We start from the raw sequence: 15,649 nt of genomic DNA on the forward strand, positions 1-15,649 counted from the left end.
TCCTCAGCGGCCAAGCGCAGCCGCAATATCGGCACCAACGAACTCAGCAGCCTGCCGTGCGGCGCGGTTCTCGGCGTCGCGGATGGCGCGTTGCTTGGCAAATTCCTGAGCTGGGAAGTCGACGAGCGCAGTGGCATAACGATTGCCGGCCTTGATGACGTGGCCGTCCTTTGTGGACTTCAGAGTGTAGTCGACGCTGACGGTCGCACGTCCGGCAAGCGATTCGTCTGACGACGCCACCAGCAGCGTGCTGATGACATTCGAGCGAGCGCTGAATTCAACCTTGTATTCGGGATTCTCAGGCTCGCCGGCGCCACGCGAAGCGATAAAAATCAGTCGATTGCGAACCTCTTGCTCAACGCGACCCCCCGCTTCCGAGAAACCGACGGACGCCAGCTTGCCCGCAGCGCCGGAACTTTCGGAATAAAGAGGGCGAACCTGGCAGGATGCGAGAAAAGCCGTGGACGCTAGGATTGCGGCAATGCCGGTGCCGCGCACCAGCTTAAAAGCGATATCAAACGACAATGTTCACAATCCTTTGTGGAACCACGATGATCTTCTTAGGCGTCTGACCGTTCAGCGCCTTCTTGACGTCATCCAATGCGAGCACACCCTCGGTGACGGCATTCTGATCTGCGTCGCGAGAAATTGTCAATTCGGCGCGCTTCTTGCCGTTGATCTGAACCGGCAAAATCACATCGTTTTCAACGACGAGGGTTTCGTCATAACGCGGCCAATCAGTGTGCGCCAGCAATCCGCCGTTGCCCAGCGCCGCCCAGCACTCCTCAGCCAGATGCGGCGTCATTGGTGCTACCAACTGGATAAGGATCTCGGCCGCGTCCCGCGCTGCGGCGCGATACGCCGTATCTCCTTCGCCTGCAGCGACGCGGGTCAATGGCGACGCCAGGGCATTGACGAGCTCGTAGATCCTCGCGACGGCCTTATTAAACCAGAGACGATCATAATCGTTCTGGACGGCCTTCAAGGTTTTGTGCGCGATCTGCGAAATCGCTTGAGCTTCCCCATCCTTAGCCGGAGTCGGCGCAACATCGCGAAGTTTGTCCGATGCCTCGGCAATCAGACGCCAGAGCCGCTGCGTGAAGCGGTGGGCGCCCTCTACGCCTGCCTCCGACCAGATAACGTCGCGCTCAGGCGGCGAGTCCGAAAGAACGAAAAAGCGGGCAGTGTCTGCACCGTAAGAAGCGATGATATCGTCCGGATCGACGACGTTCTTCTTCGACTTCGACATCTTCTCGATCGAGCCGATCGCGACTTCCTCCCCGCTGGAAAGGTGATAGGCGCGGCGTTTCCCGTCCAGCTCCTCGATGCGAATATCCGCCGGTGCAACCCACTCGCGGCCCATGCCCGTGCCGCGGCTGTAGGTCTCGTGCACGACCATGCCCTGGGTAAAGAGACCCTTGAACGGCTCCTTTGCATCGACGTGGCCTGTCTCGCGCATCGCCCGGGTGAAAAAGCGCGAATAAAGCAGATGCAGAATCGCGTGCTCGATACCACCAATATACTGATCGACTGGCAGCCAGCGATTGGCAGCGCTTTGGTCGGTCGGCTTGCTCTCCCAGGGAGCGGTAAAGCGGGTGAAATACCAGCTCGAATCGACAAACGTGTCCATCGTGTCGGTCTCCCGCCGTGCATCCTTGGCGCACTGCGGGCAAGCGACGTGCCGCCAGGTCGGATGACGATCGAGCGGATTGCCGGGCTGGTCGAAGGTTACATCCTCCGGCAGCTGCACCGGCAGGTCCTTCTTCGGAACCGGGACAACGCCGCAATCGTCGCAATGGATGACAGGTATCGGGCAACCCCAATAGCGCTGGCGCGAGATACCCCAGTCACGCAAGCGGAAGTTCACCCTGCGCTCACCCTGCGGAGCATTGCCAAGCGTCATTGACGACAGGCGGTCGGCAACGATCTCGAATGCCTCAGTTGTGCTCTTGCCATCAAGGAAGCGCGAATTGATCATGACGCCATCGCCGTCATAGGCAACGTCGCCGACGCTGAAGGTCGCGGCATCGTCATCCGCCGGCATAACAACGGGAACCACCGGCAGGTCGTATTTGCGTGCAAAATCCAGGTCACGCTGGTCACCGGATGGGCAACCAAAAATCGCGCCGGTGCCGTAGTCCATGAGGACGAAGTTTGCGACGTAGACAGGCAATTCCCATGACGGATCGAGCGGATGCTTGACGCGAATGCCGGTATCGATGCCCTTCTTCTCCGCAGTCTCAAGCGCAGCAAGTGAGGTTCCAGCACGGCGGCATTCTTCGCAGAAAGCATCGATAGCCGGATTCTTCGCTGCGGCATCCTTGGCCAGCGGATGGTCGGCTGCGATAGCCAGGAAGGAGGCGCCAAATAGCGTGTCCGGACGGGTCGTGTAGACCTCGATCTCGGTTTCTCCGGCCGGAGCCGTCTCCTGGACGATCTCCCAGCGCAGCATCATGCCTTCCGAGCGACCGATCCAGTTCTTCTGCATCAATCGGACCTTTTCCGGCCACTGATCAAGCGTGTCCAATGCCTCGAGCAGATCCTGGCTGAAGTCGGTGATCTTGAAGAACCACTGCGTCAGTTCCCGTTGCTCAACCAGGGCACCGGAACGCCAGCCGCGTCCGTCGATCACCTGTTCGTTGGCGAGAACGGTGTTGTCGACCGGATCCCAGTTCACCTTCGACTGCTTGCGATAGACGAGCCCCTTCTCGAGGAAATCTAGGAAAAGATGCTGCTGGTGCTGGTAGTAGGCGACATCGCAGGTTGCGAATTCGCGGCTCCAATCCAGTGAGAGGCCCATCGCCTTCAACTGGGACTTCATCGATGCGATGTTCTGGTAGGTCCAGGAGGCCGGATGTACACCGCGCTCCATTGCCGCATTTTCAGCCGGCATGCCGAAGGCGTCCCAACCCATGGGATGTAGAACGTTGTAGCCGCGAGCGCGCTTATAGCGAGCTACGACGTCGCCCATTGCGTAATTCCGCACATGGCCCATGTGGATGCGGCCGGATGGATACGGAAACATCTCGAGGACGTAATACTTCTCGCGCGGATCGCTGTTGTCGGTCTCGAAGACCTTCGCTTCGTTCCATTTTTGCTGCCAGCGAGGTTCAGCATCACGCGGGTTATAACGTTCGGTTGCCATGGTATTCGTATTTCCGAAAGATCAGGGGAAGTTGGTGGTGACCTTCACCATGAAACCACGGTAGCGTCAAGTTTTACGGGCGCCGCAAGCGTCCAATCTCGGCCCGCCGGCCACTATTTCGGGCGCGTGGGCCTTGGCAAGCACAGCCGGGGCGTTTAGTGCATTGCCATCTTCTCATGCAGTCATGTCGAGGCGAGTGATGGAACTTGAAGAGCGATTGAACGACGTGCGCTCGCGTATCTCCGCGGCCGAGCAGCAGGGGAAACGGCCCGACGGTTCGGTTCAGCTTGTCGCCGTTTCAAAGACATTCGACGCAGACGCGATCCGCCCGGCGCTTCAGGCCGGGCAACGGATCTTCGGGGAAAACAGGGTTCAGGAAAGCCAGGGAAAGTGGCCTGAACTGAAATCCGAGACGTCAGGCATTGAACTTCATCTCATCGGCCCTCTGCAGTCGAACAAGGCGGCCGAGGCGGTCGCGCTGTTCGATGTCATCGAAACCATCGACCGGGAAAAGATCGCCCGTGTGCTCGCCGACGAAATGAAGCGTCAGGCGAAGACCCCTCGCCTCTATGTTCAGGTGAATACCGGGCTTGAGCCGCAGAAGGCAGGAATCGCCCCTGATGATACAGTAGCGTTTGTCGCTCTTTGCCGCGACGAACTCGGCCTCGCCATTGAAGGCCTGATGTGTATTCCGCCGGCGGACGAGAATCCGGGTCCGCATTTCGCGTTGCTTGCCAGGCTCGCCATGGCTTGCGGCGTCGAGAAACTCTCGATGGGAATGTCCGGCGACTACGAAACCGCGATTGCCTTTGGCGCGACCAGCGTTCGCGTTGGCTCCGCGATCTTCGGTGCCCGCTGATACGCTCCTTTCGTCGGGCTTTCTCTCCTGCCATGCCTCTCCTAGATTGATAGGATAACTTGCGTGTCCTGGGGAGGAGCAGATGCAGGGAAGCTATCGCCAGACCTATTCCAGGTGGAAGGACGATCCGGAGGCTTTTTGGCGCGAGGCGGCGGCAGAAATCAGCTGGTTCAAACCGCCGGCGCAGACCTTTTCGCGAGAAGGTGGTCCATACGGCCGCTGGTTTGCCGGGGGCGAAACCAATACCTGCTACAATTGTCTCGATAGGCACGTTCTAGCGGGCCGTGGTGACGATACTGCCTTTATCTACGATAGCCCGATTAGCGGCACCAAGGCTGTGTTTAGTTATGGTGACGTCCTTGCTGAAGTCAGTGCCATTGCAGCAACGCTCCGGCAACTTGGAATCGCAAAGGGTGACCGCGTCATCATCTATATGCCGATGGTCCCGCAGGCAGTTTTCTCAATGCTTGCCTGCGCGCGCATCGGCGCGGTCCATTCCGTCGTGTTCGGTGGCTTTGCGGCAAATGAGCTCGCGGCCCGTATCGACGATTCGGGGGCGAAGCTCATCATCACGGCAAGTTGCGGGCTCGAGCCGGGACGGATCGTGCCCTACAAGCCCTTGGTCGATCAGGCGATTGCCATCGCGAAGTCGAAGCCGGCCCACTGCCTTGTCTTGCAGAGGCCGCAGCTTGCAGCTGATCTCACAGCCGGTCGCGACGAGGATTTCGACACTACTGTCGCGAGAAATCGTGGTGTGACCGTTGAGTGCATTCCCGTCTGTGCGACGGACGAACTCTACATTCTCTACACCTCAGGCACGACGGGCCAGCCGAAAGGGGTCGTGCGCGACAATGGCGGTCACATGGTCGCCCTCAATTGGTCGATGGCAAATATCTTCGGCATCAAGCAGGGCGAAGTGTTCTGGGCGGCTTCGGACATCGGGTGGGTCGTCGGCCATTCCTACATCGTTTATGCACCGCTGCTGGCAGGCGCGACCAGCGTGATATTCGAAGGAAAGCCAGTTGGTACACCGGATGCCGGCGTCTTCTGGCGCATCGCTTCAGAGCACGATGTCCGCGTTCTCTTTACGGCGCCTACCGCTTTCCGGGCCATTCGTCGGGAGGATAGCGATGGTGTTCGCCTCAAGGCCTATCCGATGCCGAATTTTCGTGCCCTGTTCCTTGCGGGAGAGCGCGCAGATCCGGAAACGCTGAAGTGGGCAGAGCGCATGCTTGATGTACCCGTGATCGATCATTGGTGGCAAACGGAGACCGGATGGCCGATGGTGGCAAACCCGCTCGGCCTCGAAGCTCTGCCGGTGAAGCATGGCTCCCCTTCGATGCCTATGCCCGGGTATAGTATCCATGTTCTTGATGATGCCGGCCACGCGGTTGAGCCAGGGACGCTCGGTAATATCGTTGTCGAACTCCCCCTGCCGCCTGGCTGCCTACCCACGCTGTGGAACGCCGACGAGCGTTTCCACTCGGCCTATCTGGCCGAATTTCCCGGTTATTATAAAACGGCGGATGCCGGCTATATCGACGACGACGGCTATCTCTTCATCATGTCGCGCACGGACGACATCATCAACTGCGCAGGCCACCGGCTGTCGACGGGAGCGATGGAGGAGGTTTGTGCCACGCATCCGGATGTTGCCGAATGCGCGGTGGTCGGAATCGCAGATCAGGTTAAGGGTCAGGTCCCTTGCGGCTTTCTCGTTCTGAAGAAGAATGTTTCACGGGAAACATCGGCCATTGAATCGGAGGTCGTGCAGCTGATCCGCGATGCAATTGGCCCGGTCGCTTCGTTCAAGACGGCGATAACCGTCGAGCGCCTCCCCAAGACGCGCTCCGGCAAGATCTTGCGCGGCACGATCCAGAAAATCGCCGACGGTGTGCCTTGGAAAATGCCGGCGACGATCGACGACCCCACTATTCTTGAGGAAATAGCCGAAGCCCTGCGCAAGCGTGGGTATGGTTCCCTGCCGATGTAGGTACAAAAAGAAAAGGCCCCGCTTACGCAGGGCCTTGTGGATCGATCACCGTAGGCAATCAATACTGGTCGTCTTCGTCCTCATCCTTCGGAGAGGATTTCAGCGACTTGAGCTTTGCGAAGACGGCATCGGCATCGATTTCCTTCTCCTCTTCGCGCTCATGGCGGGTCAGGCGCTCGGTTTCATGCGCCGACTCCAAGGTCGCTCCGAGTTCGGCCGCTGTCGGCAGCGGGCGTCCCTTTGCCGCCTTTTCGACTTCCATGTCGAGATCGATCTGGCTGCAAAGACCGAGTGTCACCGGATCCATCGGTGCGAGGTTAGCCGAGTTCCAGTGCGTACGCTCGCGAATCTGTTCGATTGTCGACTTCGTGGTGCCGACGAGGCGGGAAATCTGTGCGTCCTTCAATTCCGGATGATTGCGCACCAGCCAGAGAATGGCGTTCGGACGATCCTGGCGCTTGGAAACCGGCGTGTAGCGCGGGCCGCGGCGCTTGGATTCTGGCACGCGAACCTTCGGTTCCGAGAGCTTCAGCTTGTGCGCCGGGTTCCTTTCAGCGCGGGCGATTTCATCGCGCGAAAGCTGACCCGTTGCGATCGGATCGAGACCTTTGATGCCCTGTGCGGCTTCGCCGTCGGCAATTGCCTTCACTTCGAGCGGATGCAGTCTGCAGAATTGAGCGATCTGGTCGAATGACAGGGCTGTGTTGTCGACGAGCCAGATGGCAGTCGCCTTCGGCATGAGCAATTGTTGAGCCATGGATATAGTCCTTCTGTCGTCCGCGCCGGTGTCGCGGTCCGTGGATTGTCACCACTATGTCCGGGAAATATGGCGCTATATAACCGCAGTGATGCAGAATTGCAATTGATCACGAATGAAATGACCTTTGTCTAATTGCCGGGCAGATGTGAACTGCTATGAATGCCTATAGCCAGTCCGGGCTGCTTCGCTTTTTGGTCGCCCGGTGCCCGAGTGAGGAGGAGTTCCATGTCCGAAAAGATCTACCCGGTGCAAAAGCCGGTGAAGAACCATGCGCTTATCGATAAGGCCAAGTACGAGCAATGGTACGAGGAAAGCGTCGAGAACCCCGACAAGTTCTGGGGTAAACATGGCAAGCGGATCGATTGGTTCAAACCCTACACGAAGGTCAAGAACACGTCTTTCACTGGCCGAGTCTCGATCAAGTGGTTCGAGGACGGGCAGACGAACGTTTCGTACAACTGTATCGACCGGCACCTGAAGACCAACGGCAATCAGACGGCGATCATCTTCGAGGGCGACAATCCCTACGTCGACAAGAAGATCACCTATAACGAGCTCTACGAGCATGTTTGTCGCATGGCGAACGTCATGAAGAAGCATGGCGTCAAGAAGGGTGATCGTGTTACCATCTACATGCCGATGATACCCGAGGCTGCCTATGCAATGCTCGCCTGCGCGCGCATTGGTGCGGTCCATTCGGTGGTGTTCGGAGGGTTTTCTCCGGAGGCGCTGGCCGGCCGTATCGTCGATTGCGAATCCACCTTCGTGGTTACCTGCGATGAAGGGGTGCGCGGCGGCAAGCCGGTGCCGCTGAAGGACAATACAGACACGGCAATTCACATTGCCGCCCGTCAGCATGTCATCGTCGACAAGGTTCTCGTCGTACGGCGTACAGGCGGCAAGACGGGCTGGGCACCGGGTCGCGACCTCTGGTACCATCAGGAAATCGCCACGGTTAAACCGGAGTGCCCGCCGGTGAAGATGAAGGCGGAGGATCCGCTGTTCATCCTCTACACCTCGGGGTCTACCGGAAAGCCGAAGGGTGTGTTGCATACCACGGGCGGCTATCTCGTCTATGCAGCGATGACCCATGAATATGTGTTTGATTACCACCCCGGCGATATCTACTGGTGCACCGCCGACGTTGGATGGGTTACCGGACACTCCTACATCGTTTACGGTCCGCTTGCGAACTGCGCGACGACGCTAATGTTCGAAGGCGTGCCGAATTTTCCGGATCAGGGCCGATTCTGGGAAGTCATCGACAAGCACAAGGTCAACATCTTCTACACGGCACCGACGGCGATCCGGTCGCTGATGGGTGCCGGCGACCACTTCGTCACCCGCTCGTCGCGCTCCAGCCTGCGCCTGCTCGGAACGGTTGGCGAGCCGATCAATCCGGAAGCGTGGGAATGGTACTACAATGTTGTCGGCGACAAGCGCTGCCCCGTCATCGATACCTGGTGGCAGACGGAAACCGGCGGCCACATGATCACGCCGCTGCCGGGCGCGACCGATCTGAAGCCGGGTTCGGCGACGACCCCGTTCTTCGGCGTGAAACCGCAGCTGGTCGACAACGAAGGCAATGTGCTTGAGGGTGCCGCCGACGGAAACCTCTGCATTACCGACAGCTGGCCGGGGCAGATGCGTACCGTCTATGGCGACCACGAGCGCTTCATCCAGACGTACTTCTCGACCTACAAGGGCAAGTATTTCACCGGCGATGGCTGCCGACGGGATGAGGACGGCTACTACTGGATCACCGGTCGCGTTGACGACGTGCTGAACGTTTCGGGCCACCGCCTGGGTACCGCCGAGGTCGAGTCCGCACTCGTTTCGCATAATCTTGTCTCGGAGGCTGCTGTCGTCGGCTATCCGCACCCGATCAAGGGTCAGGGCATTTATTGCTACGTCACCCTGATGGCCGGCAATGAGGGTTCGGATGATCTGCGCCAACAGCTCGTCAAGCATGTTCGCGGCGAGATTGGCCCAATCGCTGCACCTGACAAGATCCAGTTTGCACCGGGTCTTCCGAAGACCCGGTCCGGCAAGATCATGCGCCGCATCCTGCGCAAAATCGCCGAGGACGATTTCGGCTCTCTGGGCGACACCTCGACGCTTGCCGATCCGGCGGTTGTCGACGACCTGATCGCGAACCGCCAGAACAAGGCGACTGCCTAAGCAAAAGCCGCTCCGAGCGATCGGGGCGGCTTCACTTCTCTACGGGCAGGTTTCTCGTGGCTTTCGGCCGCCGTTAAAGGCCCGGACAATCCCTTCCTCCAAGAGGTCCTGAGCCGGATTCCTGCCATCCGAAAGGGTTATATTTCGAGGATGCGACCGAAATACTTGTCGCCTGCGATCTGCGTAAGCTGGATCTCGGAGGATCCGGATGTAAGGCTTTCCAGGGCGTGACGGGCGTCGATTCCCGCTCCTTACGTCAGCGCAGCTCGAGTGCATCTCGGGCGCGTCGATCCCGCGAATACGGACATCGACTTCCATTGTCTGCTGCGGCCAAGGGCGCGCTTCGACCAGCAGTGTGTCTCCATCGATCACTCTCAGGATTTCGGCTGATACTGGCCCTTCAATTTCGTCGCGCGCCGCGGCGTTTACCGCAGTCACAAGAAGGGTCAGCGCAACAAACGAAGCAATCTCGCACGAAAGGAATAAATTCCGATCACGAGCGAAAGTCAATAGGAATATTTACTTAGAAATCGATGGCCCTGCCGTTGATTTCCCAGTCTCCGAAGCGGGAAGGATCAGCGCCGCCGCGGCCACCTATCTCTGTTGGCATTTCTACCGGCTTTTCGTTTCGGCGCCGCTCTTCGGCCTCGGCGAGCGCACGCTTGGCGGCTGGCGAGAGCAACTTGCGTGGCGCCTCGGCGGCTTCAGTCGCCAGGGTTTCATTGTTGTCGTTGTCCGCTGCCTGCATCACGCGATTCCGCCCGAAATATATTGAAAATGGCTGGTGAATGACCAAATCATAGAGCGCCGGCGCCTCAATTGAAACCCTCCGGTTTTGCGCGGCCCGCTTAGGGGTGTTTTGGAGATAGCAATGAACCTCGTCCGTACAGCCATGTTGCTTGCCTTCATGACCGCATTGTTCATGGCCGTCGGCTTTCTGATCGGCGGGCGGAGCGGCATGATGATCGCGTTCGTGATCGCCGCTGGGATGAACATCTTTTCCTACTGGAATTCGGACCGCATGGTGCTGTCGGCCTATCGCGCGCAGGAGGTTGACGAGCGTAATGCGCCCGAGTTCTTCGCGATCGTCAGGGATCTGACGCGCAATGCTGGCCTGCCGATGCCGAAGGTGTACCTCTACGACAGTCCGCAACCAAATGCCTTCGCGACTGGTCGCAATCCCGAGAACGCTGCTGTTGCCGCGTCCACCGGCTTACTGAGCGCACTGACGCCGGAAGAGGTCGCGGGCGTCATGGCCCATGAGTTGGCTCACGTGCAAAATCGCGACACCCTGACGATGACGATTACGGCGACCCTCGCCGGTGCAATCTCAATGCTGGGCAATTTTGCTTTCTTCTTCGGCGGCAACCGGGGAAACAACAACAATCCCCTGGGTTTCATCGGGGTATTGCTGGCGATGATCGTCGCGCCGCTTGCCGCGATGATGGTTCAGATGGCCATCAGCCGGACGCGCGAATATTCCGCCGACCGCCGAGGCGCGGAAATCTGCGGCAATCCTCTTTGGCTGGCTTCGGCACTGGGCAAGATTGCACGTAGCGCCTCGCACGTGCCGAATTACGATGCCGAGCGAAACCCGGCAACTGCCCACATGTTCATCATCAATCCGCTGACCGGTGCTGGCGTGGACAACCTGTTCTCAACGCACCCGAACACGGAAAACCGGATTGCGGCGCTGCAGGAAATGGCGCGCGGCGGCATGAATGGCTCGACGGCGCCGGCGCGCGCTGCTAATCCGATGCGCAAATCGCGCTCGGTTCCGAATACCGGTCTTGATCGCGGTGGTTCACAACCGCCGAAAGGTCCGTGGTCTTGAATTCAGACGGCAAGAAAAAACCATTTCGAAAACCAAAGTCGTCCAATCCGGGCGTTGTGGCTGGTCCGGCAAAGCCCGGATTCCAGGTTCGTGCCGCCGCCGCAAAGATCCTGGCAGCGGTCGTGGACCGTAAGCTTTCGCTGGACGGCGCCTTGGACAATGAACACGGCAATCCGGCCTATAAGGCGCTCAACGAGGGTGACCGCGCCCTCGTCCGCGCCATTCTGAATACAACGCTTCGGCATTTGCCGCGCATCGACGCCGCGATCTCCCGCCTGCTTGAATCGCCGCTTCCCGAAGGTGCGCGAGCGCTGCACCATGTTCTTGCGATTGCCGCAGCGCAGATCCTCTACCTTGATGTTCCGGATCATGCTGCGGTCGACCTGGCAGTCGAGCAATCAAATCAGGACCCGCGCAATCGTCGCTTTGCAAAGCTGGTGAACGCCGTTCTGCGCCGACTTGGACGCGAGAAGGACCAAATCCTTGCTGAGATCGCGACCATTCCGGTGATGCCGGAATGGTTTCTTCAAAGGCTCGAAAAGGCTTACGGCAAGGAAAGGGCGCAATCGATATCTGAATCGCAGCTCGAGCCGGCAGCGATCGATCTTACCGTCAAAGCTGATGCGCAGCGCTGGGCGGAACGTTTGGGTGGTTTCGCGCTGCCGACGGGTGGTGTGCGTCTGGCTGCCTTCGAGGGCAGCATCCCCTCACTCGAGGGATTTTCGGAAGGCGACTGGTGGGTCCAGGACGCGGCCGCCAGCATCCCAGCTCAGCTCTTTGGTGATTTGACAGGAAAGCGAGTTGCCGATCTATGTGCGGCGCCCGGCGGAAAGACTGCCCAACTGGTTCTCGCCGGTGGTGACGTTACTGCGGTTGAGCAGTCTGAAAACCGCATCAAGCGTTTGCGCGCGAACCTCGATCGGCTTGGACTGAAAGCCGAGACAGTCGCCAGCGACCTGACGAAATATGAGCCTGCAGAGCTGTTCGATGCGATCCTGCTGGATGCGCCCTGCTCATCGACGGGAACGACGCGCCGGCATCCGGATGTTCTCTGGGCCAAGGGGCCGGAAGATATAGCGAAGCTTGCTGCGCTTCAGGAGCGGCTGCTGCGCCATGCGATCACTTTGCTGAAGCCGGATGGCACGATCGTCTTTTCCAATTGTTCCCTTGATCCCGCCGAAGGCGAAGACGTCGTGGCTCGCGTCCTTTCGGATACGCCTTCAGTCGAGCGAGCGGCCGTTGATCCTGAGCGCTGGCCCGGGCTCGAAGCAGCAATCAGCGCGCTTGGCGAATTCCGCACGACACCAGACATGCTGGAGGTTCCCGCTGGTTTTGCGGGCGGTCTTGACGGTTTCTACGCTGTCGTGATGCGCCGTGTTGCTTGATCGCAGGGCAACTGGCATAGTTGAGCACCTGTCATAATTTGATACGCAAGTGTCACGGATTCCGGGCTTATTCACTTATTCTTAACGACGCGGGTCAATAGACAATAAACATGTGGTCCGGGTTCTCGACTCTTTATGTGAGAGAGGCTTGGCGGCGCACGCTGTGCCGCGGAGCAATCATGCGGTTGCGTCTCTTCCGCCACACGACCCACGCCCCCGAGCGCCTGATTGTGGCCCCCACCGATCTGCGTGCGGTTGATCCGCATGTCGCTGAAGAGATTTTGAACGGTCGCTTCCCGCTTGCCGGGCGGCTTCTCGAAACCGGTGGCAAGTCGCCCTTCAATTTCAGCCTTCCGTCCCGTTCCTTCGCACTGCGGCTTCATGGCTTCGGTTGGCTTCGCCATATGCGGACCAAGAAAAGCGACCTTCACTCGAGCGTTGCCCGCTCCATTGTCAACGACTGGCTGTCGCTGCATGGCGGCCGCATCGAGGGCATCGCCTGGGAAATCAATGTGACGGCGCAGCGCGTTATTTCCTGGCTCTCGCATTCGCCTGTGGTTCTTCACAATGCCGACCGCGGCTTCTATCGCCGCTTCTTGCGGTCGCTTGCCTTTCAGGTCCGGTTCCTGCGGCGAATGGCCAAGTACGCGCCGCCGGGGGAGGTTCGCTTTCGGCTGCGGATTGCCCTCGCGATGGCCTCGATTGCAATGCCGACGCGCGCAGGCGCGTTGCGGCGCGCTGCCGAAGCATTGGATCAGGAGTTCGATAGCCAGATCCTGCCTGACGGCGGTCATGTCTCGCGCAATCCCCGGGTAGGGCTGGAACTGCTTCTTGATCTCCTCCCGTTGCGGCAAACCTACGTTAATCTCGGGCACGATCTGCCGCAGAAGTTGATCTCGGGCATCGACCGCATGTACCCAGCCCTGCGCTTCTTCAGGCATCAGGACGGCGATCTCGCCCTTTTCAACGGCGCGACGTCGACCCTTGCGACAGAGTTGATGTCCTTGCTGCGATATGACGAGACGGCGGGAGATCCCTTCAAGGCGATGCCCCATTCGCGCTATCAGCGGCTGGCAGCGGGGAAAACGGTGGTCATTGCCGATACCGGATTACCGCCCACCGGAAGTCTGTCCCGCACGGCCCATGCCGGTTGCCTGTCATTCGAGATGTCGTCTGGACGCCATCGCTTTATCGTCAATTCCGGATCGCCGAAATTTGCCGGCCGCCGTTACGTGCAGATTGCTCGAACGACTGCCGCCCATACCACGGTGACCGTCAACGACACCTCGTCCAGCCGCTTCGCCCCGTCCGACTTCATTGCGAATGTGATTACAGACGGCGTGAAGACCGTGAATGTCGATCGCGCGCTCGCCGATGACGGCCGCGACGTGATCAAGGCGAGCCACGATGGCTACCTCAATGCCTTTGGCGTCCTGCATGAGCGCGAGCTGACCCTGAACGCCACAGGGCTGATCGTGACCGGCTGTGATCGGCTGGTCGCGCCGGAGGGCAAGGTCGATGAGGCAGTGCGGGCCGTGGCGCGCTTTCACGCCCACCCCTCCATCAACCTGAAGCAAATCGACAAAGAGTCGATCATGATGACGGCGCCCGACGGAGAAACATGGCTGTTCTCCTCGCCTGGCAACGAAGTGCTGATCGGCGAGGACGTCTTCTTTGCCGATGCCTCGGGCATTTGCGGATCCGATCAGATCGAGATCGGCCTCTCCTACCCCGACAGGCCGGAAATACGCTGGTTTTTATCGCGCAAGAGCTAGCGGCTGTTTCCGCGGGCGCAAAGCTGTGCTAACGCGGCCCCATCATCCGCTTATCCCTCGCTGGATATCTCCTGAAGACCAAACGGAGAAGCCTCATGGCCGTTGTTTCCAAGAAAATCCCTGCACCCGACAAAGTCAGCATCAAGACCGCGTTGCTTTCCGTATCCGACAAGACCGGTATCGTCGAACTCGCGCGCGCGCTTGACGACAAGGGCATCCGCCTTCTCTCAACTGGTGGCACTCACAAGGCAATTGCAGCGGCCGGGCTCGCGGTGACCGACGTTTCCGATGTCACAGGTTTTCCGGAGATCATGGATGGTCGCGTCAAGACCTTGCATCCCAAAGTGCATGGCGGCCTGCTTGCTATCCGTGACGATGCTGATCATCAAGCGGCGATGAAGGCGCACGGTATCGAGGGCATCGACCTCGTGGTCATCAATCTTTATCCATTCGAGGATGTCCGTGCCGCCGGCGGCGACTATCCGACGACCGTCGAAAACATCGACATCGGCGGTCCTGCGATGATCCGCGCATCGGCCAAGAACCACGCTTACGTGACGATCCTGACCGATCCGGCGGACTATCCAGAACTGCTCGAGCAGCTTGCCTCGGACGCCGGACAGACCGCTTATGCGTTCCGCCAGCGGTTGGCCGCCAAAGCTTTCGCCCGGACCGCCGCTTACGACGCCATGATCTCCAACTGGTTTGCCGAGGTTCTTTCGATCGACACCCCGCGCCATCGCGTCATTGGCGGTGTGCTCAAGGAAGAGATGCGCTATGGCGAGAATCCGCACCAGAAGGCGGCGTTCTATGTTACGGGCGAGCGCCGCCCCGGCGTTGCCACGGCGTCACTGCTTCAGGGCAAGCAGCTCTCCTACAACAACATCAACGACACCGATGCGGCCTATGAACTCGTTGCCGAGTTCCTGCCGGAGAAGTCGGCGGCCTGCGCGATCATCAAGCACGCCAATCCCTGCGGCGTGGCGACGGGTTCCAACCTGCTCGACGCCTACAAGCGCGCGCTTGCCTGCGATTCCGTTTCTGCTTTCGGGGGAATCATCGCGCTCAACCAGACGCTTGACGCCCAAACCGCCGAGGAGATCATCAAGCTCTTTACCGAAGTCATCATCGCGCCCGACGTGACTGAAGAGGCGAAAGCCATCGTCGCGCGCAAGGCCAACCTCCGGCTTCTGACCGCAGGCGGCCTGCCGGATCCGCGGTCTTCGGGCCTGACGGCGAAAACCGTCTCAGGCGGCCTGCTTGTGCAGAGCCGCGACAACGGCATGGTCGAGGATCTGGAGCTGAAGGTTGTTACCAAGCGTGCACCGACCCAGCAGGAACTCGAAGACATGAAATTTGCCTTCAAGGTTGCCAAGCACGTCAAGTCGAACGCCGTGGTCTATGCGAAGGACGGCCAGACGGCTGGCATCGGCGCGGGCCAGATGAGCCGCGTCGATTCTGCGCGGATTGCTGGCCTGAAGGCCGAGGAAGCGGCCAGGGCGCTCGGTCTCGCAGAGCCGTTGACGCGCGGTTCGGCTGTTGCCTCGGAGGCATTCCTGCCCTTCGCCGATGGCTTGCTGTCGATGATCGCAGCCGGCGCGACGGCTGTTATCCAGCCGGGCGGATCGATGCGTGACCAGGAAGTGATCGACGCTGCTAACGAGCACAATGTCGCGATGGTCTTTACCGGTATGCGGCACTTCCGCCACTGACCTGT

11 protein-coding genes are annotated in these 15,649 nt (G+C 59.5%); 7 read left to right on the forward strand and 4 right to left on the reverse strand.

Annotated elements, in window-relative coordinates; all coding sequences use genetic code 11:
- Positions 1-3 precede the first annotated feature (3 nt).
- Both lptE and leuS read right to left on the reverse strand, forming a co-directional pair.
- Entirely contained in the window at positions 4-525 is a 522-nt protein-coding gene (lptE, locus tag AC1DPR_RS02555) for an LPS assembly lipoprotein LptE (RefSeq protein WP_018116420.1), read from the reverse strand.
- Complete coding sequence (gene leuS / locus AC1DPR_RS02560; RefSeq protein WP_018858942.1) at positions 515-3,145, reverse strand: leucine--tRNA ligase; 2,631 nt, start codon at positions 3,143-3,145, stop codon at positions 515-517. Before leuS ends, lptE begins: the two co-directional genes overlap by 11 nt.
- Before the next feature lie 199 nt (positions 3,146-3,344).
- Here leuS and AC1DPR_RS02565 point away from each other — a divergent pair, with 199 nt between their 5' ends.
- Both AC1DPR_RS02565 and AC1DPR_RS02570 read left to right on the forward strand, forming a co-directional pair.
- Entirely contained in the window at positions 3,345-4,004 is a 660-nt protein-coding gene (locus tag AC1DPR_RS02565) for a YggS family pyridoxal phosphate-dependent enzyme (RefSeq protein ID WP_113469660.1), read from the forward strand.
- Positions 4,005-4,086: 82 nt separating this feature from the next.
- Positions 4,087-5,997: a propionyl-CoA synthetase gene (locus AC1DPR_RS02570; protein ID WP_113469661.1), complete on the forward strand. Its 1,911-nt coding sequence runs from the start codon at positions 4,087-4,089 to the stop codon at positions 5,995-5,997.
- A gap of 58 nt (positions 5,998-6,055) precedes the next feature.
- Here AC1DPR_RS02570 and AC1DPR_RS02575 read toward each other — a convergent pair whose 3' ends face one another.
- Positions 6,056-6,754, reverse strand: coding sequence for a DUF1013 domain-containing protein (locus AC1DPR_RS02575; protein ID WP_113469662.1), 699 nt, complete (start codon positions 6,752-6,754; stop codon positions 6,056-6,058).
- A 228-nt stretch (positions 6,755-6,982) separates the two neighbouring features.
- Here AC1DPR_RS02575 and acs point away from each other — a divergent pair, with 228 nt between their 5' ends.
- Entirely contained in the window at positions 6,983-8,938 is a 1,956-nt protein-coding gene (acs, locus tag AC1DPR_RS02580; RefSeq protein ID WP_018858938.1) for an acetate--CoA ligase, read from the forward strand.
- 523 nt (positions 8,939-9,461) lie between these two features.
- Here acs and AC1DPR_RS02585 read toward each other — a convergent pair.
- Positions 9,462-9,686: a DUF1674 domain-containing protein gene (locus tag AC1DPR_RS02585; RefSeq protein WP_018858937.1), complete on the reverse strand. Its 225-nt coding sequence runs from the start codon at positions 9,684-9,686 to the stop codon at positions 9,462-9,464.
- Positions 9,687-9,809: 123 nt separating this feature from the next.
- Between AC1DPR_RS02585 and htpX the strand changes: the two genes are divergently transcribed.
- The 4 genes from htpX to purH all read left to right on the forward strand — a co-directional run bounded on the left by htpX (position 9,810) and on the right by purH (position 15,644).
- Positions 9,810-10,772 carry a zinc metalloprotease HtpX gene (gene htpX, locus AC1DPR_RS02590; protein WP_113469663.1) on the forward strand — a complete coding sequence of 321 codons (963 nt, stop codon included), beginning with the start codon at positions 9,810-9,812 and terminating at the stop codon, positions 10,770-10,772.
- The gene (locus AC1DPR_RS02595; RefSeq protein ID WP_026372014.1) at positions 10,769-12,157 is read left to right on the forward strand and encodes an RsmB/NOP family class I SAM-dependent RNA methyltransferase; all 1,389 of its coding nucleotides are present in this window, start codon (positions 10,769-10,771) and stop codon (positions 12,155-12,157) included. Before htpX ends, AC1DPR_RS02595 begins: the two co-directional genes overlap by 4 nt.
- 110 nt (positions 12,158-12,267) lie before the next feature.
- The gene (locus tag AC1DPR_RS02600) at positions 12,268-13,932 is read left to right on the forward strand and encodes a heparinase II/III family protein (protein ID WP_026372013.1); all 1,665 of its coding nucleotides are present in this window, start codon (positions 12,268-12,270) and stop codon (positions 13,930-13,932) included.
- A gap of 95 nt (positions 13,933-14,027) precedes the next feature.
- Positions 14,028-15,644 carry a bifunctional phosphoribosylaminoimidazolecarboxamide formyltransferase/IMP cyclohydrolase gene (gene purH, locus AC1DPR_RS02605; RefSeq protein WP_113469664.1) on the forward strand — a complete coding sequence of 539 codons (1,617 nt, stop codon included), beginning with the start codon at positions 14,028-14,030 and terminating at the stop codon, positions 15,642-15,644.
- The last annotated feature ends 5 nt before the right edge of the window (positions 15,645-15,649 follow it).

Source organism: Rhizobium sp. 01T417, assembly GCF_056398905.1.